The organism is Chitinolyticbacter meiyuanensis (assembly GCF_008033135.1).
Classification (GTDB): domain Bacteria; phylum Pseudomonadota; class Gammaproteobacteria; order Burkholderiales; family Chitinibacteraceae; genus Chitinolyticbacter; species Chitinolyticbacter meiyuanensis.
The window spans coordinates 1,619,712-1,641,982 of sequence record NZ_CP041335.1 but is presented as its reverse complement, the minus strand read 5'-3'; the positions used below and the strand labels follow the sequence as shown (position 1 = coordinate 1,641,982).

At 60.3% G+C, this 22,271-nt stretch carries 28 protein-coding genes and 1 pseudogene; 15 read left to right on the top strand and 14 right to left on the bottom strand.

The features are described from left to right. Positions 1–2 precede the first annotated feature (2 nt). Genes dsbD through FLM21_RS07985 form a run of 3 tightly spaced genes read left to right on the top strand, consistent with a single transcriptional unit; the run spans position 3 to position 2,880 of the window. On the top strand, positions 3–1,541 hold the full coding sequence (gene dsbD, locus FLM21_RS07995) for a protein-disulfide reductase DsbD (protein WP_148715069.1): 1,539 nt from the start codon (positions 3–5) through the stop codon (positions 1,539–1,541). Continuing rightward, on the top strand, positions 1,538–2,029 hold the full coding sequence (locus FLM21_RS07990; RefSeq protein ID WP_148715068.1) for a TlpA family protein disulfide reductase: 492 nt from the start codon (positions 1,538–1,540) through the stop codon (positions 2,027–2,029). The genes dsbD and FLM21_RS07990 overlap by 4 nt, the downstream gene beginning before the upstream one ends. Then, the gene (locus FLM21_RS07985) at positions 2,026–2,880 is read left to right on the top strand and encodes an ATP-binding protein (protein WP_148715067.1); all 855 of its coding nucleotides are present in this window, start codon (positions 2,026–2,028) and stop codon (positions 2,878–2,880) included. The genes FLM21_RS07990 and FLM21_RS07985 overlap by 4 nt, the downstream gene beginning before the upstream one ends. 13 nt (positions 2,881–2,893) lie before the next feature. Here the strand turns inward: FLM21_RS07985 and FLM21_RS07980 are convergent, their stop codons facing one another. Continuing rightward, positions 2,894–3,379: a DUF3224 domain-containing protein gene (locus FLM21_RS07980; RefSeq protein ID WP_148715066.1), complete on the bottom strand. Its 486-nt coding sequence runs from the start codon at positions 3,377–3,379 to the stop codon at positions 2,894–2,896. A 211-nt stretch (positions 3,380–3,590) separates the two neighbouring features. On the opposite strand from FLM21_RS07980, the gene FLM21_RS07975 reads away from it, so the two are divergent. The 6 genes from FLM21_RS07975 (at position 3,591) to FLM21_RS07950 (ending at position 7,902) form a co-directional block, all read left to right on the top strand. Then, the gene (locus FLM21_RS07975; protein WP_148715065.1) at positions 3,591–4,541 is read left to right on the top strand and encodes a Nudix family hydrolase; all 951 of its coding nucleotides are present in this window, start codon (positions 3,591–3,593) and stop codon (positions 4,539–4,541) included. Next, on the top strand, positions 4,532–4,999 hold the full coding sequence (locus FLM21_RS07970) for a hypothetical protein (RefSeq protein WP_148715064.1): 468 nt from the start codon (positions 4,532–4,534) through the stop codon (positions 4,997–4,999). The genes FLM21_RS07975 and FLM21_RS07970 overlap by 10 nt, the downstream gene beginning before the upstream one ends. A gap of 33 nt (positions 5,000–5,032) precedes the next feature. Next, positions 5,033–5,515, top strand: coding sequence for a glutaredoxin family protein (locus FLM21_RS07965; RefSeq protein WP_148715063.1), 483 nt, complete (start codon positions 5,033–5,035; stop codon positions 5,513–5,515). A gap of 207 nt (positions 5,516–5,722) precedes the next feature. Further along, positions 5,723–6,997, top strand: coding sequence for a tyrosine-type recombinase/integrase (locus FLM21_RS07960; protein WP_148715062.1), 1,275 nt, complete (start codon positions 5,723–5,725; stop codon positions 6,995–6,997). 145 nt (positions 6,998–7,142) lie between these two features. Next, positions 7,143–7,550, top strand: coding sequence for a hypothetical protein (locus FLM21_RS07955; RefSeq protein WP_148715061.1), 408 nt, complete (start codon positions 7,143–7,145; stop codon positions 7,548–7,550). A 115-nt stretch (positions 7,551–7,665) separates the two neighbouring features. Beyond that, positions 7,666–7,902 carry a hypothetical protein gene (locus FLM21_RS07950; RefSeq protein ID WP_148715060.1) on the top strand — a complete coding sequence of 79 codons (237 nt, stop codon included), beginning with the start codon at positions 7,666–7,668 and terminating at the stop codon, positions 7,900–7,902. Between the two features lie 578 nt (positions 7,903–8,480). On the opposite strand, the gene FLM21_RS07945 is transcribed toward FLM21_RS07950, so the two are convergent. Then, positions 8,481–9,443, bottom strand: a complete 963-nt coding sequence (locus tag FLM21_RS07945; RefSeq protein WP_148715059.1) for a hypothetical protein — start codon at positions 9,441–9,443, stop codon at positions 8,481–8,483. A gap of 530 nt (positions 9,444–9,973) precedes the next feature. On the opposite strand from FLM21_RS07945, the gene FLM21_RS07940 reads away from it, so the two are divergent. Beyond that, positions 9,974–10,153 carry an antA/AntB antirepressor family protein gene (locus tag FLM21_RS07940; RefSeq protein WP_148715058.1) on the top strand — a complete coding sequence of 60 codons (180 nt, stop codon included), beginning with the start codon at positions 9,974–9,976 and terminating at the stop codon, positions 10,151–10,153. A 9-nt stretch (positions 10,154–10,162) separates the two neighbouring features. On the opposite strand, the gene FLM21_RS07935 is transcribed toward FLM21_RS07940, so the two are convergent. The 3 genes and pseudogenes from FLM21_RS07935 to FLM21_RS07930 form a co-directional block, all read right to left on the bottom strand. Further along, positions 10,163–11,194 (bottom strand): IS3 family transposase, encoded by a 1,032-nt coding sequence (locus FLM21_RS07935; protein WP_246120704.1) that lies wholly within the window; start codon positions 11,192–11,194, stop codon positions 10,163–10,165. Further along, positions 11,122–11,271: pseudogene (locus tag FLM21_RS21260) on the bottom strand (transposase); the annotation flags it as partial. The gene FLM21_RS07935 and the pseudogene FLM21_RS21260, both read right to left, overlap by 73 nt. Positions 11,272–11,302: 31 nt before the next feature. After that, positions 11,303–11,746 (bottom strand): phage tail tube protein, encoded by a 444-nt coding sequence (locus FLM21_RS07930; protein ID WP_148715057.1) that lies wholly within the window; start codon positions 11,744–11,746, stop codon positions 11,303–11,305. A 190-nt stretch (positions 11,747–11,936) separates the two neighbouring features. On the opposite strand from FLM21_RS07930, the gene FLM21_RS07925 reads away from it, so the two are divergent. Together FLM21_RS07925 and FLM21_RS07920 are read left to right on the top strand one after the other, a co-directional pair. Next, positions 11,937–12,800, top strand: a complete 864-nt coding sequence (locus FLM21_RS07925; RefSeq protein ID WP_148715056.1) for a hypothetical protein — start codon at positions 11,937–11,939, stop codon at positions 12,798–12,800. A gap of 32 nt (positions 12,801–12,832) precedes the next feature. Further along, on the top strand, positions 12,833–13,255 hold the full coding sequence (locus FLM21_RS07920; protein ID WP_222846794.1) for a hypothetical protein: 423 nt from the start codon (positions 12,833–12,835) through the stop codon (positions 13,253–13,255). A gap of 31 nt (positions 13,256–13,286) precedes the next feature. On the opposite strand, the gene FLM21_RS07915 is transcribed toward FLM21_RS07920, so the two are convergent. After that, the gene (locus tag FLM21_RS07915; protein WP_148715055.1) at positions 13,287–13,943 is read right to left on the bottom strand and encodes a BRO-N domain-containing protein; all 657 of its coding nucleotides are present in this window, start codon (positions 13,941–13,943) and stop codon (positions 13,287–13,289) included. A 325-nt stretch (positions 13,944–14,268) separates the two neighbouring features. On the opposite strand from FLM21_RS07915, the gene FLM21_RS07910 reads away from it, so the two are divergent. The 3 genes from FLM21_RS07910 to FLM21_RS07900 all read left to right on the top strand — a co-directional run bounded on the left by FLM21_RS07910 (position 14,269) and on the right by FLM21_RS07900 (position 16,650). Next, positions 14,269–14,553, top strand: a complete 285-nt coding sequence (locus tag FLM21_RS07910; RefSeq protein ID WP_148715054.1) for a hypothetical protein — start codon at positions 14,269–14,271, stop codon at positions 14,551–14,553. A 198-nt stretch (positions 14,554–14,751) separates the two neighbouring features. Further along, the gene (locus tag FLM21_RS07905) at positions 14,752–15,897 is read left to right on the top strand and encodes a hypothetical protein (RefSeq protein WP_148715053.1); all 1,146 of its coding nucleotides are present in this window, start codon (positions 14,752–14,754) and stop codon (positions 15,895–15,897) included. Between the two features lie 18 nt (positions 15,898–15,915). Next, positions 15,916–16,650: a type III secretion system effector protein gene (locus FLM21_RS07900; RefSeq protein ID WP_148715052.1), complete on the top strand. Its 735-nt coding sequence runs from the start codon at positions 15,916–15,918 to the stop codon at positions 16,648–16,650. A 6-nt stretch (positions 16,651–16,656) separates the two neighbouring features. On the opposite strand, the gene FLM21_RS07895 is transcribed toward FLM21_RS07900, so the two are convergent. Genes FLM21_RS07895 through FLM21_RS07860 form a run of 8 tightly spaced genes read right to left on the bottom strand, consistent with a single transcriptional unit; the run spans position 16,657 to position 22,214 of the window. Beyond that, positions 16,657–17,091 carry a hypothetical protein gene (locus FLM21_RS07895; protein ID WP_148715051.1) on the bottom strand — a complete coding sequence of 145 codons (435 nt, stop codon included), beginning with the start codon at positions 17,089–17,091 and terminating at the stop codon, positions 16,657–16,659. Further along, positions 17,088–17,744: a hypothetical protein gene (locus FLM21_RS07890; RefSeq protein ID WP_148715050.1), complete on the bottom strand. Its 657-nt coding sequence runs from the start codon at positions 17,742–17,744 to the stop codon at positions 17,088–17,090. Before FLM21_RS07890 ends, FLM21_RS07895 begins: the two co-directional genes overlap by 4 nt. Then, the gene (locus FLM21_RS07885; protein WP_148715049.1) at positions 17,744–18,028 is read right to left on the bottom strand and encodes a hypothetical protein; all 285 of its coding nucleotides are present in this window, start codon (positions 18,026–18,028) and stop codon (positions 17,744–17,746) included. The genes FLM21_RS07890 and FLM21_RS07885 overlap by 1 nt, the downstream gene beginning before the upstream one ends. Positions 18,029–18,031: 3 nt before the next feature. After that, positions 18,032–19,048, bottom strand: coding sequence for a major capsid protein (locus FLM21_RS07880; protein WP_148715048.1), 1,017 nt, complete (start codon positions 19,046–19,048; stop codon positions 18,032–18,034). A gap of 24 nt (positions 19,049–19,072) precedes the next feature. Next, positions 19,073–19,417 carry a head decoration protein gene (locus tag FLM21_RS07875; RefSeq protein WP_148715047.1) on the bottom strand — a complete coding sequence of 115 codons (345 nt, stop codon included), beginning with the start codon at positions 19,415–19,417 and terminating at the stop codon, positions 19,073–19,075. Between the two features lie 2 nt (positions 19,418–19,419). Continuing rightward, on the bottom strand, positions 19,420–20,454 hold the full coding sequence (locus FLM21_RS07870) for a head maturation protease, ClpP-related (RefSeq protein ID WP_148715046.1): 1,035 nt from the start codon (positions 20,452–20,454) through the stop codon (positions 19,420–19,422). A gap of 36 nt (positions 20,455–20,490) precedes the next feature. Further along, the gene (locus tag FLM21_RS07865) at positions 20,491–22,002 is read right to left on the bottom strand and encodes a phage portal protein (RefSeq protein WP_148715045.1); all 1,512 of its coding nucleotides are present in this window, start codon (positions 22,000–22,002) and stop codon (positions 20,491–20,493) included. Beyond that, positions 22,002–22,214 (bottom strand): phage head-tail joining protein, encoded by a 213-nt coding sequence (locus FLM21_RS07860; protein WP_148715044.1) that lies wholly within the window; start codon positions 22,212–22,214, stop codon positions 22,002–22,004. Before FLM21_RS07860 ends, FLM21_RS07865 begins: the two co-directional genes overlap by 1 nt. Positions 22,215–22,271 lie beyond the last annotated feature (57 nt).

Genomic DNA, 22,271 nt, shown 5'->3' with positions numbered 1-22,271 from the left:
TCTTGCTGCGCCTGCTGTCCCTCCTGTTGTTCTGTCTGCTCACCCTGGTCGCCCGTGCCGAAACCGAGCTGCTGCCACCCGACCAGGCCTTCCGTGCCACGCTGGTGCAAACCGGCGAGCGCACGCTGGAAGTGCAGTTCAGCGTTGCACCCGGCTATTACCTCTATCGCGACCGGATCAGCTTTGCGCTGCAGCCGGCGCAAGCCTTGACGGCACGATTGCCGACTGGCGAGATCAAGGACGACCCCAGCTTCGGCAAGGTCGAGGTCTACCACCGCGATGTGGCTGCCGAGTTGAAGACACCCGCAACGCTGCCCAGCGATGCGCGCCTCACCATCCGCTTCCAGGGTTGTGCCGACGCCGGCATCTGCTATCCGCCGCAGACCGCGACGCTGGCACCGGGCGAGCACAGCGGCAAGATCGGTGCGGTGGAATCGCTGTTCGGCAAGCCTGCGGCGCCTACTGCCGTGCTCGACGACGAGAGCGCCGGCTTCTTCGGCGGCAGCATGGCACTGACGCTAGGCCTGTTCTACCTCGCCGGCATCGGTCTGGCGCTGACCGCCTGCATGTATCCGCTGCTGCCCATCGTCTCCAGCATCGTGGTCGGCAGCGACAGCAGCCGTGGCCGGGCGCTGCTGCTGAGCCTCGTCTACGTGCAGGGTATGGCGCTGACCTACACGCTCGCCGGCGTAGTGGCGGCGGCGACCGGCACGCTGCTCACCGTGGCGCTGCAACAGCCCTGGGTGATCGCGGCGACAGTGCTCCTGTTCGCGACGATGGCTTTCGCCATGTTCGGTGCGTTCCAGTTCCAGTTGCCCAGCGGCATTCAGACCATTTTCAACCAGCTCGCGCATCGCCTGCCCGGCGGCAAGCTGCTGCCGGTGTTCGTCATGGGTGCGATCTCGGCATTGATCGTCGGCCCCTGCGTCGCCCCGCCATTGGTGGCTGCGCTCGCCTATCTGGGCCGCACCGGCGACACACTGCTCGGCGGCAGCGCGCTGTATGCGCTGGCGCTCGGTATCGGCACCCCGCTGATCCTGGTCGGGGCCTTCGGCGCGGCGGTGCTGCCGCGTTTGCCGCGCAACGTGATGCGCGGTGTGAAGATCGCCTTCGGCATTGCTCTGCTCGGCACCGCAGTCTGGCTATCCCGCCCGCTGTGGCTGCATTACCTGCCGGCGCCGGACATCCCTGCCTTCCACACGGTGCGCAACGAGGCCGAACTCGATGCCGCGCTCGTTGCGGCGCGCGGCAAGCCGGTATTGCTCGATCTCTATGCCGACTGGTGTACCAGCTGCGTCGAATTCGAGCGCGAGACGCTGCCCGATCCGACGGTACGCCGCGCACTGGCCGGCTACGCGCTGGTGCGTGCTGATCTGACCGCGAACACGCCGGCACAAGCCGCCATCCTGCGGCGCTACAGCTTGTACGGCCCACCAGCGCTGTTGTTCTTCGATCGCGACGGCCAGTTGCTGTCACGCCGTGTGATCGGCTTTCAGAACGCCGCCACCTTTTCCGCCACGCTGCGCTCCCTCACCTCATGACCCGTCTCCTGCTCCCCGCCCTGCTTGCCCTCGTCTGCGCCCTGCCTGCCCAGGCGGAAGCGCCGTTGTATCAGCAACGCTTCAAGACCCTGGATGGCAAGCAGGCTGCCGTGGCGCAATGGCGTGGCAAACCACTGGTGGTGAATTTCTGGGCTACGTGGTGCGCGCCGTGCCGCGAGGAAATCCCCGAGTTCGTCGCACTGCAGAAGCAATACGCCGGCAAGGTGCAGTTCGTCGGCCTCGCCATCGACGATGCCGAATCTGTGCGCGCATTCATTCGCCAGTACAAGGTGAACTACCCCAGCCTGATCGGGGAAGCCGACGCGATGAAGGCGATGCAGGCCGAGGGCAACGTGGTCGGCGGGCTGCCGTTCACCACCGTCTACGATGCACGGGGCAACCGCGTCGCCGCCGAGCTCGGCCGATTGAAAGGCAGCAAGCTCGACGGCATCCTGAAAAAACTCGTCACCGCGCCCGCTAAAAAATGACCGATCGCCTCAACCGCTTTCTCGACCGCTTCGAAGCCTTTCTCGATCGGGCCGAACCGCTGCTGCCTGGCAGCGCCGCCACCACCGACTGGAGTGCCTCAGCATATCGCTGGCGTGTGCGCCAGGGCATCGGCCAACTGGAAGCGGTACGCCATCCGCATGCAATCCGGCTCGATCAACTGGTGAACGTCGAGCTGCAGCGCGACCGCCTGACCGCCAACACACGGCAATTCGTGGCCGGGCGGCTCGCCAACAACGTGCTGCTGACCGGATCGCGCGGCTGCGGCAAGAGCTCGCTGGTCAAGGCGGTGTGGAATGAATTCCGCGACCAGGGCCTGCGCCTGATCGAGGTGGAAAAAACCCATCTGGTGGACCTGCCCGACATCGTCGAACTCGTGGCCAGCCGGAACGAGCGCTACGTGGTGTTCTGCGACGACTTGTCGTTCGAGGAAGGCGATCATGGCTATCAGGCACTGAAGACGGCGCTCGACGGCTCCATCGCCGCCACCAGCCCCAACGTGCTGATCTACGCCACCTCCAACCGCCGCCACCTGGTGCCGGAGTACTTCAGCGAAAATGCCCAGACACAGTACAAGAACGGCGAAATCCACTTTGCCGAAGCGGTCGAGGAAAAGGTCGCGCTGTCCGAGCGCTTCGGCCTGTGGTTGTCGTTCTATGGCTTCTCGCAGGACGAATACCTGGCAGCCGTCAGGCAATGGCTGGGCGAGTTCGGCGTGACAGCGTGGAGTGAGGACACCGAGCGTGCGGCATTGCAGTGGGCGCAAGGCCGCGGCGCCCGTAGCGGCCGTGTCGCCTGGCAGTTCGCCCGCGACTGGGCCGGGAGCCACTAAGCGACTGACGCCGTCAGCCATCCTCATCGAAAGCCGGCTCGAAGATCACCGTCGCATCGCCATGCAGTCCGACGACGAACGAGCCGTGCCCGCCTATGCCCTTGAGCCCATCGGTGCCCGATTCCGGGATCACCGACCAGCGACTGATGGCGGCCCGGCCCTGGAAGCTGCCGGCATGCTGGAACAAACAGGTTCCGGTGCGGCCGTGGATGGTGCCGGAAAAATGCTCGATACCGACGAAAGTCGCAGTCTGGTCGAGCCGGTGCACCATCACGTACTCAACCGCACTCTTGCCAGTCATTGCGCCGCGATAGCTCTGCGTCACCAGTGCACGCGACAGATGCCCACCATCCGGTAGCTCCCGCGAGCGTTTTTCGTCCCACAGCGTGATCTGGAAAGTCGACTGGGTGCCATCGGGCGGACCGAAGCCGGAACCGGGACGGTGCGGCTCGCACAAGCGCCAGGCTCGCGCATCGGCCGATGCAATCATCCCTGGCATGGCTGATCCCTCCCTACGCCGGCGCGCGCGTCTCGCCCGCCAGGACTGCCTGCCACATGCGCTACAATCGAGGGCCTCGCCGGCTGGCACCGCGTGGGTTTGAAGGGCAACCGCTGTTCGCGCAGGATCTCCATGTGCACCCCCTTGCACACTTCTGATAAAGCCAGCATAGGCTTTCAATTATTGAAATAAACCAGGATTTTCACCTTCCATGGCCGAAGCCCGTTCCGTTGTCCACGTTGCAGCCGGCATCCTGATCGATGCCGAAGGCCGCTTCCTGCTCGCCAGCCGTCCTGCCGGCAAGGCCTATGCCGGTTACTGGGAATTCCCAGGTGGCAAACTCGAAGCCGGAGAGAGCGGTCATGCGGCGCTGGTGCGCGAATTGCACGAGGAAATGGGCATCATCGTCACCGACGCCACGCCTTGGGTCGTACAAACCTTCACCTACCCGCATGCCACGGTGCGGCTGCAGTTCTTCCTCGTGACCGGCTGGCAAGGCGAGCCGCATCCGCGCGAAGGCCAGTCGTTCGACTGGCAGACCCCCGGCGCACTGACGCGCTCGCCCATTCTGCCGGCCAACGGCCCCATCCTGCGTGGCTTGGCATTGCCGCCGCAGCTGGCGCTTTCCAACGTGGCGGGGCTTGGTGAAGCAGAATGGCTGGCACGGCTGGATGTCGCACTCGCGGGCGGACTGCGCATGCTGGTACTGCGCGAGCCACAACTGAACGCAGCCCACTACACCGCCCTGGTCACTCAGGTCCTCGTCCGTGCCCAGGCGGCTGGATGCCGCGTGCTGCTGCACGACGCAATCGAACTTGCGCGTGACCTCGGTGCCGATGGCGTCCACCTCAGCGCATGCACGGCAGCCCAACTGCAGCGGCGTCCGGACGGCCTGCACTGGCTGGGCGTTTCGGCCCACAACCGCGAGGAGCTGACGACAGCCCAGCGTCTCGCCGCAGACTACGCCACAGTCGGCCATGTGCTCCCGACGACATCGCACCCCGACCAACCGCCGCTGGGCTGGGCCGGTTTCGCCGAGGCCGTTGGTGCAGGCTGGCCCTTCCCGATCTACGCCATCGGCGGCTTGACGAATCACGATATGGCGCGGGCACGGCAGCACGGCGGATACGGCGTTGCACAACTGAGCGGCGCGTGGCACTGAAACGCGCGCTGCGCGCCGCTGCAGCGCTGCTGCCCTTGCTGGCCATCCTGCTCTACGCCGCACAGTATTTCGGCGCGTGGCAGCCACCCTGGTACTTCGGCCAGCGCTCGGTTTCGGCGCTTCGTATCGGTTGCGCGGATCTGTCGGTCAGTTGCCATTTCGAGATCGCAGGCCAGTCTTTCCAGCTGCGCAGCGACCAGCCATTGCGGCCAGCAACCGCCTTTATGCTTGAGCTGCATGGCCCCGTGCATGAGGCTCGTGCCGAATGGCAAATGCGCGACATGGAGATGGTGCCAAACTCGGCGCGCTTCGAGCCCGCCGCCTCCGGCGGCGTGAAGCTGCGCACGGCGCTGCCGCTGTGCAGCGCGGCGCGCAACGACTGGCTCTTGCGCCTCACCCTTGATGGGCATGTCGTCGAGATCGACACGCGTTCGACCTCCACCACTCCGGCAAGCTGACGACGACGTGACGATGGGCGATAATTCTCATCCATGAAAACCCTGATCGCCCTTGCCCTCGCCTTCGTCGCGACGGCCAGCTATGCCAAGGTCTACCAGTGGCGCGACGCCAACGGCAACGTCCACTACAGCGACCAGCCCCCGCCTGCCGGGCAGAACGGCCACGAGCGCACCATCAAGCCCAATGTGATCAACAGCGGGCAGCCTGCCAAGCGACCAGGGGCGCCAAGTGCCAAGCTGGTCTTGTATAGCGCGCGCGGTTGCGCTCCATGTGATGAAGCCAAAAACCTACTCGATAGCAATCAGCTGCCTTACGACCTGCAATTCCCCACCGAAGATCCACAACGGACGCGGGATTTGATAAGCCGACTCGGGCCCGGTGTCAGCCCCCAGCTACCCTTGTTGGAAATAGACGGCCAGTTCCTCAAAAGCTGGGACCGCTTCACTTGGAGCGCAGTGTTGCGTCAAGCCGGGTTCACCATCGCCGAACCGACCAAAACGCCCGAGAAGAAGTGAGCACCATGCTATTTCCCACCTGCAATCCATATTATTGATTCACGGCGTCTCAATACGGATCGCATACCCGGCCAAACCCGCTAAACCATTGAATCGGCGTTTCCCAGCGTGTCACGATGCCACCCTACATCACACCCAAATTGGGTAGCTAGGTGGGTAGCTAAACGCTGATTCTTTGCTGAGCTACCCACCCGGTAGGGAGGGCACTTGGCCAAGGTTTCGCACGTACTCACGGACATACAGATCCGGAGCTGGATTTCAAAAGGCGCCGCCATCGCGCGATCTGATGGCGACGGCCTGACCTTTACCCTGTCTGCCGCTGGCACCGCCTCCTGGGTGCTTCGCTATCGCATCGGAAACGGGCGCAGGCGAGAAATCACCATCGGCAACTACCCGGATATTTCCCTTTCGGCCGCGCGCGAGAAGGCCCGCAGCTATCGCGTCGCCGTGGACGAAGGCCGAGATCCAGCCATTGAGAAGCAAAGCGAGAAACGCCGCGCCCAGGCCGAATGGCAAATGCGCGATCTGATCGAAGACTTCCGCTCAAAATGCCTGGTGCTTTCCCTGTATTCGCAAAACACCATCGACTACCGCAACTACGACTACGACAACATCCTGCTGCCCTATCTCGGCTCAGCCCCGATCAACACGATAACCGCCCAAGACGTGGTTTCCATGCTGATCAACTGCAAGCGGCCATGGACAATCACCAAGCGCGTCCTCACCTCTACCTCCAAGCTGTTCGATCACGCCTTCGGCCTGCGACTGGTCACGTCCAACCCGTGCGCCGGCATCCGGCTTTCCGCAGTGCTGGGCCCGCGGCCGCCGATCCGGAAACGCGTGATGCTGCAGGAAGACGAGCTTCGGCAATTGCTGCCGGATATCGACATGATCGGGTTCGAAAACGCCCTGGCGCTCCGCATCCTGCTGGCCACCTGCGTGCGCGGCATCGAGCTGGTGCGCGCCAAAAAAACCGACGTCTTCCTTGATCGCGCCGCGTGGTGGGTGCCCGACGAATCAACCAAGACACGGCGGGGCTTTCTTGTCCCGCTCGCGCCGGCCGTCGTAGCGTGGTTTCGGCAGCTGATTGCGCTCTCCGGGGATTCGGCCTACGTATTGCCAGCCCGCGATGAACGCCGCATCCGCAACCATGGCGGGGATACGCACGTGGGTGAAACCACGCTACTGGCAGCGATCAAGCGGCTGTTTGAGCGCAATGCCATCGAGATCCGCCGCTTCACCCCACACGACACGCGCAGCACCGCTAAGGGGCATATGCGTAATCTCGGGATATCGCGCGATATCTCTGAAGTGGCGCTGAATCACACCCTCAAGGGCATGGATGCCATCTATGACGTGCGCGAGGAAATCCCGGAACGCCGGGAGGCGCTGAATCTGTGGGCCAATTTCCTGCTGGCCTGCGAGCGTGGCGAGCCAGCCCCTACGCGAGGCAACATCATCCCGCTGAGCGCCGCCGCGTAGCGCACATCGGCAAACAGCCCTTCGGCAACGTTTTCTCCCCAATCCCGAGAGCCCGCATTCAGCAGGAAGGAAAACTGCTGCTGCACGATCTATGCTGTTCAAAAAATGCAAAACGCATTAGGACAGCCATAGACCAAGGCGACGAATGCCCAATCGGAAACCTCGCAAATTCACCGTCAATCCGCAGGGCCGCTGGCAAGACTTCTGCCCAACGATGCCTGATGGCTTGGAGCCACTGGGAACCGTTACCGGGCCAGATGGCAAGACCAGCGCCCTCGCCATCATGCGCCGCTCCGGCACATACGCTCAGGTCTACTTTGGCGTGATCAGGCGCCTTCCCACCGTGGCACTCGAGGCGGCAATGCCCCCTGAGATGACGGCCGCTCTCGGCAAGCCCGAAAAAGGTAAGCGGCGCTGCTTGATCCTGGACGACAAGACTTGGGCAATTGCCACCACGCTCGGTGGCGGCAGCCCAACAGCCGGCATCCGCGTTGCGTTAAGCATCGCAGCCACGCAGGCAGCCGATCAGGAAAGCGAATCGACCTGCAGCTGAACGATGCCCTCGCCGCGCGCAGCACTGCATGGTTGCCATCGCCACCTTCATTGGACTGCTCATCACGCTATTTACCACGCCTGGATGCCGGTAGCGGTTCAGGCCGGAAGCCCACATGAACATCCCCAACACCCGCAGGACCGGCGCGCATAACGGCGGTTCGTACGAAATCGTTGCAATCCCCCTCACTGCCGGCGCAGGCTGGGATTACACGGCAGCAGTGGTTTTGCCGGGCAGACTGCACGAGCTGGTGTTACCGCCCCTCCCAGGCGACGGGGCCTTCACCTCTGCCGAAGACGCACTCGACGCCGGCGAGGCAGAAGCGCGGTTGAGGATCGACCAGGGCGGATAGCGGTGGAACGATCTAGCTCACATTGGGATAACCGCGGCGATCAGCGCCGCGCTAGTTGAATCGGTCCCCTATACGGACTATGGAAGTCAGCGCCCTGATTCGCGCCCGTATACTGACCAATGCACAGTCCCCTCGTGGCTCGGTTGCACAATAGGACTCGCGGCGCCGTTTTATTGGCCCACACGTTGGATAGCCACATCCGCGCCCTCGGGACGTACGGCTATTGTCTGGCACATTGGATAGCACCCCACCTTGCCCTAGGAGCATCGCCATGTGCGTGAACTACATCCCTACCCCGAAGCGAATCCTGGCCAGCAAATTCCAGGGGCTGCCACCAGACCACGAGTGGCGGCAGGAAACGTCAATGCCGACGATCACCCCCTGATGCGTCGGTTTCACAAATAGGGCGACGAAAAACGCAGCCTGGTAGTCGTGCCGGAAACGGATTACGACGCTTGGCTGAAATGCCGCAATCCAGAAATCGCGCGGACTTTTCTACAGTCCTACTCCGCTGAATTAATGCATGCTGAACCTAGCCCAATCCCAAGAAAAAAAGCTACAAACGGCACTCTTGAGTTCTAGAAGGGCTCATCGTCTTCCATGATTGAATTGTACTTCTCACGCAATGAGGCATCTACGTTGGTTGCAAACTGTACTACTGATTCAATTAGCCTGCGTGCCTGATCCGCTGAAACATCAACATCTCTACCGTCTTTATCTTGACCACTCCTGTGTACTATGTCATGTCGCACTTTCAAAGCATCGTCAAACTGCTTTAGCGACGGAATATCTATATCCAATCCCTTTTGCAGTAACGGACCGACGATATCCCATCTATGCCAGACTAAATTCTGCAAATACGAACTGACAATATCCCCAATAGACTCGAATTTATCGTACACCTCAGATAACTTGATGGATTGCTCGCGGAATATCGGCATACGTTTGACAATATTCATCTCAATCTCGCGTCGCTGCGACACCCAAAAGCTGACAGTTTCCCATAGGAATGCCTCTAATGCTCCAATGGTGGAACTGAAAACCATATGCTCCAAACTTCTTCTCTGCGGCGGAGTCACTTCAATATCAAGCAAGCCAACAAAACCTTGGAGCCTTTCTCGCAAGCGCTGCAAAGGCTCGTCTGCAGACATCAATTGCAGTGAGAAGAGCTCGTTGTATTCTGACTCGTCGTAATCTCGATCAGGGTTTAATGGTGCCCAATATATAATCCCGTCGGACTCTAGCTCTTCCACGACTGCTTCAATAATTTCTTCTGATACGAGACGTCCAAATCGGCCAAAAAGCTCATCAGCTGCGTCAAACGGCCCACCGTGAATATATTGATATCCACCCTCACCTCCATCATAAGGTGTGTCCTCCGCAGGATCGCAAAAACGCGCTCCAAACCAAACACGCAGTGCGATTTCAACCTCGAAAGGCTCCGCAGTTTTTATCCACTCGTTATTGATGTCACCGTCACTTGTGATGGCCCCTTCCGGCAAATCATTTGCTGCATAAACATCATCATATCTATTCCACATTGCACATCCTTAACAATTGCTGCACAGTCGAAATATTTATTACGGACATTCATCCACCATAGATCACGATGTCATAAAATGCAGGTGGGGTGTCGGCTAGCCGTGAGGCCCCGGACGTGCTGTCGTGCGTTGGGAGCACCCGCACCTTTCCCCGCGAGGCTGCGGGTATCCGCAAGGACCCGGCGCGCCTTAGGCGCGTAGGATAGCCTCACCCCACCCCGGTATAGCGCCGCCAAGCCGACTGGCTTGCCACCCCGCCCCGCCCGCGCTACCCTGCAAGTTCTCTCAAGTCCTAAGCTGTCCCGCGTCAGTGTTGTAACCACGCGGATTTTTTGTGCCCATCGAATTCATGGGCGCGTGTTGTGCCGATCTCCGTTCGCGTCGATGTACTGGGAATGGTCGGCGGAGCGCGTGCTCCTCCGTCTTCGGGGGCGTCGGGTATCCGTAAGGACCCGGACGGACTTAGGCCCGTTGAGAGCGCCCCCACCCCGTTACAGTGGATCTCATCTCAGACGCCTAAGGAGGCCATCATGGCTGCTCAAGACCTTATCCCGGTGTTCACCGGGCCGATCCAGGATCAACCACAACTGCTCTGCGATGCGCGTGCGCTGCACGCCTATCTACAGGTGCGCCGCGACTTTGCCACGTGGATCAAGGACCGCATCAAGCAGTACGGATTCGTCGAAGCGACGTCACCCCCTCATGAATAGCATTTCGCTTTAGAGTCCGGCCCCCGATATTACCGGTTTCTTCCTCGCTAGCTGCCGGGCATAGGCCGATGGCGTCAGCCCGCCCAACGCCTTCTTCGGCCGCTCCTCGTTGTATTCCCGTCGCCAGGCTTCGATCACCACCCGCGCATGCGCCAAGCTGGTGAACCAGTGCTCGTTCAGACATTCGTCCCGCAGCCGGCCATTGAATGATTCGATGTAAGCGTTCTGGTTCGGTTTGCCCGGTTCAATCTGCCGCAGCGTGATGCCGCGCCGGTACGCCCAGTGCAGCATCGCTCGACCGCAGAACTCCTTGCCGTTGTCAGTGCGAATCACCTGCGGCAAGCCGCGTGAGACCGCTAATCGATCCAGTTGCCGCGTCAGAATTTCGCCACTGATGGCTCGCTCCGGGATCACCGCAATGGCTTCATGCGTGGCATCGTCGACAACGGTCAGGCATTTGATCACTCGTCCTTCGGCCGTGCGATCAAACACGAAGTCCATCGACCAGACCGCATTGGCGACCTGCGGCCGGATCAGCGGCTGCCGCTCCGATGGCGGCACCTTCTTGCGCTTGCGTCGCCGCACTTGCAGCCCGGCCAGTGCATATAGCCGTTCTACCCGCTTGTGGTTCACTGCCCAGCCGCTCTGGCGCAGCTTCAGATAGATCATCCCTGCACCGTAGCGACGATGGCGCTGCGCCAGTTCGACGATCCGCTGCCGTAACATGCCGTTCCGATCCGGCTTGGGCCGGTAGCGCAAGGCGCTCGGACTCATTCGGGCGATGCGCAACGCCCAGCGCTCACTCAGACCCCGTCCGGCGAGGAACCGCACCAGCTCGCGTCGCGTTGGTGCGGTCACCACTTTTTTTGCAGTGCTTCCTTGATGACCTCGTTTTCGAGCATCGAATTGGCCAGCATGCGCTTGAGCCGAGCATTCTCGGCCTCGAGTTCCTTGAGCCGCTTGGCGTCGGAGACGCTCATGCCACCGAACTTGCTGCGCCAGAGATAGTAACTGGCTTCGGAGAAACCGTGCCGGCGGCACAGTTCCTTGATGGGCAAGCCCGCTTCGGCCTCGCGCAGGAAGCCGATGATTTGTTCTTCGGAAAAGCGTTTCTTCACGTCCAGTCTCCTTGATGGAAGGGATTGGACTCTAAAGCTGCGTGCTACTCAAACTTGGGGGGACGTCGGTGCCCGCGTCATTGGTGATGACGACGCTGTTCGTCCAGTGGCGGAAGCCAGTGGCAACCGGCTTGCTGATCTTTGCGGTGAGTTCCAGCGCAGCGCCGGCCGCAATCACGCCTGCGGTCTGCGACTTGGCCGTGGTTTCACCCGCCAGCGCAAAAGCCAGCGCGGTGGCGTTGACCTCGCCCCAGGTGATCGCCAGCTCAGTGGAACCAGGAATCACCACGCTGGCGATGGTCTGGCCATAGTTGGCGCGGCTGCGGCTGGTCTTCTTTTTCAGCTCGCTGGAAACGGTGATTTCGAAGCGCTCAACTTCGAACGGGCCCTCTTCGGCCTCGTACTGGCCGTTGGTCTCGTTGTAGCGCTGAACGAACAGATCGCCGGCGGCGAGAACGGCGGGGGAATTGGCCATGGTGCAATGCTCCTGTGGATGCCCGCCGGGGCGGGATGACAGGGAGCATCGCAAGGACAGCGTGAACGCGCCTGTGGATGGATTTCCGCTTTAAGGAGACGCCACTCACACATGCATACAAGAAAGCTTGCACATCCGCAGACCGATTCCTATACACAACCTTGTAAGTGTTTGGATTACAGGGAAGGAAATGCTCGACGTTAAGTACTTAGAAGATGGTAGTAACTGCAACACACCGATGTATGCAGAGAATCCCGAAAAATACTTAGGCTCCATCGCGTGTCACGGGTGTGACAAAAAAGCTTGGTACGTACGTTCCTACGAGACAATACGCGCCAAAAGAAGCGCTTGTTTTGCTGCGCATCATATCGAAGGTTGTAACTATAAAACTGAAACTCTCGAGGTCGAGCAAGGGGACGACTCTGAAGAGGGAGGAGCTGATGCACCGGACTTTTATGTTGATTTGGATAAAAGCAAAGGCTCTGGAATTTATGTATCTACACCAGCCAACAAACATGCCGACAAAGTAGATAAGAGAGATCGGAAGAAAATTGTTGCAGGAGGAGACTCAGGCTTCAGCGTGAACAAAACACTCCGCCAAATCCTGACAATGCTGTGCAAGCGCAACGCCGAAGTACCGCTGGAAAAAGAAATCATGATTGTTGCGGATTCGGGAAGGCCAGTCATAGACGGTTCTTTTAAAGACGTCCTTTTTCACTTCAGTGAAATGGGAAATATAGAGCTACCAGAAAATGCAATTTTCTGGGGAGAAATAAATCACACAATCATAAGAGAAGAAAACACTTTCTTGAATTCGGGCGGCAAGAAAGATGCCACTATAATTGTGCCACCTTACCTGCATGACGACTTAATTCGTAACTTCAAGCTACAATCACTTGATGAGCTCCATGGCGCTGATGTCATAATTGTTGGCCACGGCTACAAACCTGAGGGACTCGATAAATTCTTTATTCACGCCACTTTTACTAAATATATGTCATTCAGGAAATACAAAGTCACCCAAGAATCCGAAGAGCAAGCCATACAAGCATAAAGACATAAAAGCATTTATCAGAGAGCGGAAAAGTGGCCAGAACAACAAAAGCAGAGAACACCTTTATTGGCATCGTCGCCATTATAGCGCTGCCAATATACCTTGTATCAAAGCTATTTGAGGCAGTTGGATGGGTAATTCCAACCGTTGCCGTTGTTGCAGTAATAGGCTTAATCGTTTTTATAAAAAAGCAAAATCGCGCCCAGCGCATTGCCCATCTGCGTGCCAAGTACCAAGATGAAGAAATTGTCCAAAACATTCTTGCGGAGCGCTTCTGGATTGGCCAAACAGATGAACAACTCATTGACTCTCTTGGGCACCCACACGACATTGATCAAAAAGTATTAAAAACCAAAAAGAAAGAAACCTGGAAATACCAACATCAAGGTGCAAACAGATATCGCTTAAGGATTGTGCTAGACAATGGAGTTGTTTCAGGTTGGGATCAAAAATAGAAGGCTCGCCATCCGGCGAGCCTTTTTCAACTCATAACCGCCCCGCCGCCGCGCGCAGGATATCTGGGATCAGTTTCTTGCTGATCATGGCGCCGGGGTCGGCGATCAGGGCGGGGAGTTCTTCGGGGGCGATCATGCGGGCGCCGGCGGGGACGGGCCGCAGGTGCATGGAGAGATCGTCGTTCACGCTGAGCACAAAGCGAGTGGAGGCCAGGAATTCGGCCGCCGCGGCAGCCGCCAAACTGGGGCGGTCCAGCGCCGGAAGCGCGGCGGGCTGGATGCCGGCGGCGATCAATTGCTGGCGCAGCTGATCGGTCCATTCAATCATGGCGTTGCGCGCGCTGGCCAGTGGCGTGACCGGCGCGGGCGCCGCTTTGCTTTCCAGCACATCCAGCACCCAGCGGCGGAACTCGGCTGCGGCCTTGGTGCGCGCCAGCATCGCAACAAGGTGTGCACCGCGTAGCGAGAAGATGCGCACCGGGATTGGCATGATGTTTCCCGGGACCGTCAAATTGACGGTCCCGGTCATGGTTGCAGTGAACTCGCCAGTGTTTCGGTCGTAGATACGGCTTACCGAGTCCTCTCGGGCATAGCCCAAAGCTCGGGCAACATCAGAGGCTTTCAGCCAAGGCTGGCCGTCACGGTCAACAATGTCGAACTGGGTATCGTGGAAAACGAGTGCATTCATGATCAGGCTCCGCTCTTAAACGGGTTGACCACACTCAGCATGAGGTGGCCGGGAGGTTAAGAGCCGTGCCTGCACGGTGGACTTCTTCCCCTTGCGGGTCTTGTATCCGTCACCCTCCCGGCCGCAAGACGGCTGGGCGCGCGCAGTCCGGGCGGACTACGGGCGTAAAAAATCCACGCTTTCGGGCGCGGGGTTCCGGCAGGCACTCAAGCTCTTACACTCTTGCCGCCAGCGTAGCGCGCGCGCCGCCCTGAGCGCAAGCTCAAGCGGTCGCGATTCACTAGAACGTATTTACAAGTGCAATACAAAAACCTAGGCTTCAGTCATGTTGATTGACCGTCTCAAATCCCGTTTAACCAAAGATCGCCCGATGACCTCGATCACCCTGCGCATTCCGGTGGATGTGGTGGAATCGATGAAGGCCATTGCGCCGCAACGCGACTTTTCAGGCTACCAGGCGCTCCTGAAGTCTTACCTCAGCGAAGGCCTGCGCCGCGACGAAGCCCAGTTTGCCAGCCACCAGCAGGCCCGCCTGATCGAAGCACTGAAGCGCCAAGGCGTTTCCGAAGAAATCATTGAGGCCGCGGAGCGGGAACTGAGCGCGGCTTGATCGCTTCGCCACCCACAGGAGAAAGGCTCGCCATCCGGCAAGCCTTTCCTCCATGCCCCCTCGAAAACGGGATGATTTTTACCCATTAATGGGAAAAAATCATCTCACTTCGCTACCATTTTCTTCGATTTATCACCGATAAAATTTGGCACAGACTTTGCTAATTCAATCTGCAACTTCGTACTATCGAGAACGCAGATGAGTAGTAGCGATGGAAAGAAAAACACAGGAGGGTTTACCTTCCCCGGAGTAACAGTCAAGCCCCCTTCATTGACTTATTCGCAGGGAAGGACTTTCACGCAAGGCATCGAAAATCTAAAGCAATTCGGTGAATATCAGCCTGTCTCTACGAAACTACCAATCAACAAATTTGTCGATAACACCAACAATCAGAACAGAAAAGTAACTTACGGAATACAACCACACCCTACGGATCAGCCTTGGGAACAAGGCATGCTTAAAAATGAACAGAACAATACCGCCTATTTTTCAGACACCAAAAAAGGGCAAGTCATTCCATCTGACCTTTCCTTGAAGCGGGCCACCCTGGAGAGCAGATCCCTGAAGTACATGATCAAGGATACATACTCCCCTCCCAAAAAATTGAGTGAATTTGATCAAAGTGAATCTAAATATTTAGGAAATTATGCAATAGGCTCTTTCCTAGAAGATATAACGGCCAAACGAGCCATTGGCCTCGATTTCGTTGGCTCTTCCATGCGCGCCTCATTAATGGCTGCAAAGTGGAAAATGCAAAACAAGCAAGCACGAGGAGATGATACTGCTACCACTAAAGAGGGCTTTGGCAAAAAGCAATTGTCGCTCTTCCCTCAACTTGGGAAGAAAAAAGTAAAGAACGACGATGGAAAGCCAACAGGGATAAGTGCTGTTCTCTCTTGGGGGAAAAATAAAATTGACAGTCATCATACAGGGCAAGACGGCAGCATTTTCAAGGTGCACGAAAAAGCACGCAAACATGCGATTGATCGCTTTAACGTAAAACTTCAAAATTTCCAGAGGAATGGAGATGCATCGGAGTTAAGCAAATGGTGGAATAAAAACGAAGCGAAGCTTCAAGACAAAAAGAATTTCCATGATCTCGCCAATGCTTATGTAAACAGAAAATTCAAACGCCATGGAATAGAATCCTCTTTCTACAATGGGCGTCCAGTTCCGGACGCCAGCGACATCAAATCGAAGGAATCCAAAAAACGAAAAGAAATTTCGCCCTCAAACAAACCATCTCTGTCACTAAAGACACCAACACCCAAGATCAAGAAACTTGATGAGAAAAAATCACCATCTCAAAATAGAGATATCACTTCGAAATCGAAAAACAAATAAAACACCTAGGAAGCAACCATGTCATCCTCCGGCCCGCGAAAGCCGTATACAGGCGCAAACGTAGATGCCAATGTAGATGCAATACTTGCGCGTCAAAAATCAACTCGCCAAGCAGAGCTCACCCCTATGGATGCCCCCAAGGGCCTTGGACCATTGGTGCAACAACGGACCCAAGCACTACGGATGTCCACAATCGGCTTTGATACGCATTCCGCACATTTAGCAGCCCCGACAGCAAGCCCTCACTTTGAGGCAATCAAGAAGAACCTCGGAGACGAAGGATTAAGCAGCATGTTCCAACGAAATGCCTTTGTTCAGCGGCTAGCCAGCAGGGGATATAACTTCGGTGCTGCGGATCGCTCCATGGAACAAATGTTGTCCACGATGGCCAGCAGTTCAGGTAGCAAGGGGAAACTAAAGATAGAGCGGGGCGTTGCGCAGAACTTCTTTAGCCCTCAGGACAAACGAATTGAGTTGGTTGACCCAACTAACGTGCCCTACGCAGCCCACGAAATGCGCCATGCTTACGACCATCTGAAAGGGAAGCTGGACCTCAGCGTCCCGGAGCATCGCCTCATGGCCGAGCACAATGCCTTTCATACGCAAACCAAAGTCGCCGGGGAACTTGAGGTGCCATCCGGGATAGATCGCACACCCTATGAGCAGGCACAGACCTATCACGGCAAGCCAGGATATCCAGGAACAGTGGATTCCAGCACAGAAGCCGTACGAAAGTGGCATGCCGATAAATGATCCAGACTACAACTCCCCCACCACCTCCAGCCTGATCTCCACCACGGCCGACACCAGCGATAGCCCATCCTCGCGCGGCAGGATGCTGCGGCCTTGGTACTGGATCTCGCGCACCTTGGGGTGTAGCGGATCAGCCGGGCTGAAGAGGGCGCGTTTGATGTCGGCGATGATCTGGTGCGCGGTGTCGTTGGGGTGTGCCGGATCGCAGCAGGCGTAGCCGATCAGCAGGTACGGCAGGCCCAGCTTCACAGCGCTGCGCTTTTGCTCGAGCGGCACGTCGTCTTTTTCCACCAGCACCACGCAGGGCACGCGGTCGGGATCGAAGGCGACGCGGCCGCGGAACACTTCGGCGCCGATGTCGGTGTGAAAACCATCCGCCGTGCGGATGCCTGCCAGGCGCGTGGAGAGCGCCAGCGAAAGATCGTGTTCCAGGCTGATCATGGGGCAACAAATCCAAGTTGGTTGAGCTGGCTGCGCAGCGCGGTTTCCAGCCGCTGCACGCCGATTTCGCGCAGGCCGGGCAGCTCCCAGCCGAACACGCGGGCGACTGATGGGCCGTACAGGTGGCGGATGTCGTCGCGGCTCGGCCCCGTGCGCTCGAAGATGCCAAAGCCGTTGCCACGGCCCACCTTGCCGCGCTTGAGCGGCACGTAGAACCACCGGCCGCTGCCGGCGCTGGGGCTTTCGCTGCGCAGGATGGCCACCGAAATCCCAGCCTGCTTGCGACCGGGCGCGATGCCGCGCAGGGAATCGCCCTTGGCGCGCGGCGCCGCGGTAGTGACCTGGCGACTTTGATAGGTGGCGAGCCGGGTTTCGCGCTCGCGGGCGATCAGGTAGCCCACGCCGGCGGTGGCCTGCGCCGCCAGCCGCAGGTCTGTGCGCTCACGGATGTAGGCAGCGTTCAGCCGCACGGTGCGGCTGATGGTGGCGCGGCTTTCGTTCAACAGTTCCGGCAGCACCGCATTCACCGCCTGCACGCCGGCGGCGGCGAGCTGATCCGGCGTGGCGCGCAGCCGGCCGGCCAGTTCCGCCAGCCGTTGCGGGCTCACGCCCAGATCGAGCACGCGGCGCTGGCCGCCCACGATGCGCGCCATCACGCGCCCCGCAGGATGAAGCGCAGCAGGTAGCCATCGCTGCGCTCCAGCTTATCCAGCACATAGGCCACGCCATCCACCTCCAGCGCATCGTGCTGGCGCGGGCTGGCTTCCACCGGCAGCGTGGCCACGGAAACCGTGCCGGTAACCTGGCCATACTCGCCGTACACCAGCACGCCATGCTCCAGCGCTGCCTGGGTGGCCACGGTGCCGCGCAGCAGGGCCGGCCGCCCCAGGTGATGCAGCAGCCGGCCTGCCATGCGGGCGAAAGGATTGCCCGCCATGGCTTAGCTGTTGCCCTTCTTCAGCTTGATGATGGCGCGCGGCTTGGTGCAGAGGTTGAGCGGGTTGGACTGCGCCTCACCCCGCACGCCCTTGCCGAACGGCATCAGCTCTTGCTTGGCGTAGTACGGCAGGCCGTTGGTGCCCACGGTTTCCACGTAGTTGGCCGGCGCGAAGCGGGTGATGAACAGTTCCGATACGCCCAGCGGGATCAGGTAGGCATCGTCGGCCCCGATGAATTCGATACCGCCCACCTTGCTGTAGTACTCCTTCCATTCCACATCGCCCCAGCGGAAGCCGCCGTTCTGCTGCTCGCGGAAGAATTGGCCGTCGTTCCAGCGATCAAACGAAGTCTTGATCGCCTTGTTCTCGCCCAGCGCGTCGTAGAAGCCGCGGCCGCAGATCGCCATCCAGCCGGAGATGGTTTCACCGGTGAGCGCGTCTTCGCTCATGCGGATCGCGTCCTTGATCTTCTTCTTCAGCGGCGCATCGCTGGAGGTGTTGAGCAGATCCAACGGCTGCACCTGCTGCTGCATCTGAAAGCGCTCAAACAGGTTCAGCAGTTCGGATTGGCCATCGGCATCCAACACCTTGCCGGTGAGTGCGCCCAGGCGGTGATAGCTGAGCGTGATTTCCAGCCGGCGGCGGGCCTTGGCCAGCTTGGCGTTCACGCGGTCCTGCAGCATTTCCAGCTCGGTGACCTTGCCGAAGGCGCGCACGCCCAGCACCTCATCGGCCATCACCGACCATTGCGTTGGCAGGTGCACGGTGTTGAACGGGATCAGATCACGGCCACCGAGGTTGGTGACATCACCCGGGGCACCACGATCCGCCGTCGGCACCAGGCTCAGGTTATCGCCCTTGCGCTCGATCATCACGTGCGTGGTCGGGATGCCCTCTTCCTCGAACAGCGAATCGATCAGGTTGGAAACCCGTTCGCCCTCCGGCGGGTTGTTGATGGCGGCCGTGAGCTCGGCAACGCCGAAGGCTTCGTCGTTGAAAATGTCCATTGCGAGCGGCATGGTGTTCTCCTGTGGTGGCGCGGATCAGCGCACGATGAGTTGACGCGCTTCCAGCGCGGGGCGGGCTTCTTCGTCAAAGCCGGTGAGCAAGGCGCCGTTCAGCTCGGCATGGCGCACGATGGCGGCGCCGGTGCGCACCTCGGCGGAAGCCGGAATGCCGGCGTACAGCACCGCGGCTGCGTCTTCGCTGCCGTCGGTGTTGTCCTTGTCGTAGGGGGCGTAGTGGCCGGTAGTGGTGACAATGCCCAGCACCTGGCCGGGCGGCAGCGCCGGGCCGGCGGTGATCAGGATGGCTTCGCGCGAGAGCGTGCCGGGCCCTTCGCCCATGATGTGTTCGGCATCGCGCCGGCCTTGCTTCAGGATGGTCATGATCAGTTCCTCGGTTGATGGCGCCGCTTGGCATACACGCTGGTGGCCCGTAATGCCGACTGCGGCGCGTGCTGGGTCGGCGGGGTAGCGCTGGGGGCCGGCTGGTGGTGATTCACCGGCGCGGATTCGTCCTGCGCCGCCTTGATGGCGAGCAGGCTCTGCCGCACCGCGGCGAGCGGAGTGCGAGCGTTGATGAAGGTGGCGGCCAGGGCATCGTGCTTGGCATCGGCACACAGGGTGCGGATGGCAACGGCATCGTTCACCACCGCTTCGGCGGTGACGGCATCGCGGATGGTGGCGTCCGATAGCCAGGTGCCCACATGGGCCAGCAGGCCATGCTGGGCGGCCAGCGTGGTCAGCGCGGCGGGCACGTTGGCATCCGGTTCAGGCGGCGGCGCAGGGGCTGGCGATGCTTCCGGCGCAGGCGCAGCAGCGGCCTGGAACACGGCACGCACCGCCTCCGGCACGCGCTCCTGCTCAAAGCACGCGGTGACCTTGAGGCTGGCCGTGATCTGGTCGATAAAGCCCAGCGCCTTGGCCTCCGCCGCGGAAAGCCAGGTTTCGGCATCCAGCAGTTCGCGCACCTTTTCTTCCGGCTGGCCGGAGCGCGCCACATAGGTGCCGATCAGCGCATTGCCGAACTTATCCAGCACCTCCGCCATATCCCGCAGTGCTTCGGCATTGCCGAAGGCGTCGGAGAGCGGGTTGTGCACCATCAGAAAGGCGTTCTCGGGCATCTCGATGGTGTCGCCCGCCATCAGCACATACGACGCCGCGCTGGCCGCCACGCCCATCACCTTGGCGTGGATCTTGGCCGGGTGCGCCCGCAGCGCGTTGAACATGGCCAGCGCATCAAATACGCTGCCGCCCAGGCTGCTGATCTCCAGACGGATCACTTCGGTATGGATGGCTTTGAGATCGGTGATGAAATCCTTGGCCGTCACACCCCAGGCGCCGATGTCGTCGTAAATGCTGATCTCGGCCTCGGGCTGATTGCCGGCTTTGTTGGTAATGCCGTACCAGGTTTTCTTGGGCATGGTCTGGTTCCTTGTTGCAATGGCCGCATGCTGGCCCTAGGGCGCTGCGCGGTCCTGTGGATGGATTTCCGGCTCGGTTTCTTCGGGGGCTTGGTTGGCTGGCGCCGGGGCCGGCGCGGCGAAGTTCAGGCCCAGCCGCTGCTCACGTTCGCGGTCGGCGGCGGCTTCTTCATCCAGTGCTTCGGGGTCGTCACCACGGCGGGTGATCACGCTGGAGCGGGTACGCAAGCCCTTCTCCACCGCCAGCGCATCGGCTTGCACATCCTGCAGCGGGTGGATGTAGTCCCAGCCTTGCGGCACCCACAGCGTATCGAGCGCGTCGTCGCGCATATCCAGCGGCAGCGCATCTGCCAGCATTGCGGCGGTGGCCCAGGCGCGGCGCACTGGCTCACACAGCTGCGGGATCAGCACCAGCCATTGCCGCTGTTCGCAGTGCCGGCGAAAGCCCTGGATCAACACCCGCAGCGTGCGATCACTCACATCGCGCAGATCGCCGGTGAGCAGCTCATACGGCAGGTGGCTGCCAGCGGCGATCTGCATGCCCTGCACGCGCATGTACTGGTCGTATTCCGCGCCGGGGCCGGGCGGGTTGCTGAAGACGATGTCCTCGCCTTCCAGCAGCTCCTGCGTCATGCCCGGCTCCATGGCTGCCAGCGGCACGCCGGAGGCATCCAGCTGCACCGGCAAGCCACTTACCGGGTCCAGCGATGGATCATGCGGAATGCCGGCCATGCCGGTTTTCTTGATGAACGCGGTAAAGAGGTTGGCCAGCTCCTGCCGGTGCAGCACCGCATCATCGAAATTGCCCACACCACGCAGCTTGGCCAGGATGGGCGCGAAATCCGACACACCGCGCAGTTGCCCCGGCCGCGTTGGTTCGTAGATGTGCAGGATCTGGTCTGCCGGGATGCGCACGGTGGTGGAGGCATCGCCCACCCCATCACCGGGGTGATGGCGCAGCGCGTGATACGCCACCCGGCGGCCAATGGCATCGAACTCGATACCGCGGCGGATCGGGTTGCCATTGCGGGCAAGGCCATCCTGATCCGGCACCATTTCCGATTCCAGCAGCTGCAGTTGCAGCGGCACCGCCAGCCCATCCTCCGGACGGCGCCAGCGCAGGCGCACGAACAGCTCGCCGGCCTCGATCCAGTTGCGCGCCACCAGGTTCTGCAGGCCGTAGAAATCGTAGACGCCATCCGCATCGGCCTCGCCGCACCAGCGCAGCCACAGCGCCAGCAGCGCCTGCTTGCGCGCCGCATCCCGCGTGCGCGGGCGGGGCTGGATACCGGTGCCGACCAGGTTCACGGCCCATTGAGTAACGGCGCTATCGGCCGCCCACTCGTTACGGCCCGCATCGCGTGAACGGGCCCGCAAGGTGGCCGCGCCTTGGGTGGCACGGTTGGGGCCGGTTTGCGGCGCACTCCAGCCACGCAACCGGCGGCCGTGGCCGGCGGCATCGTATTGCGCCTTGACCAGCGTGTTGCTGGTGCCCGCCACCTTGGGCTTGGGCGCATCCGCGCGGGCTTTCTTGAGCTTCTTCGCCATCAGAAGCCCCGCCCGCCGTGATACAGCCGCGTCTGCCGCGGCCGGGCTCCGGTGCCCTGCTCCGCCGCCTGCTCGCGCAGCAGCCGGTTCAGCGCCTGCTCAATCTCGCCAACCGAGCGGTACTCGATGCGCTTGTCGCCCAGCCACACCAACCGCTCGCCGCTGGCCAGCGCTTGGCGCAGCGCCTGAATGTCTGCCTCGGAAACCGCCACAACCCGCTCCTGCTCGGTGAAGTTGCAGCGATGGTGGCGCGGCGGCTACGCGCAGTC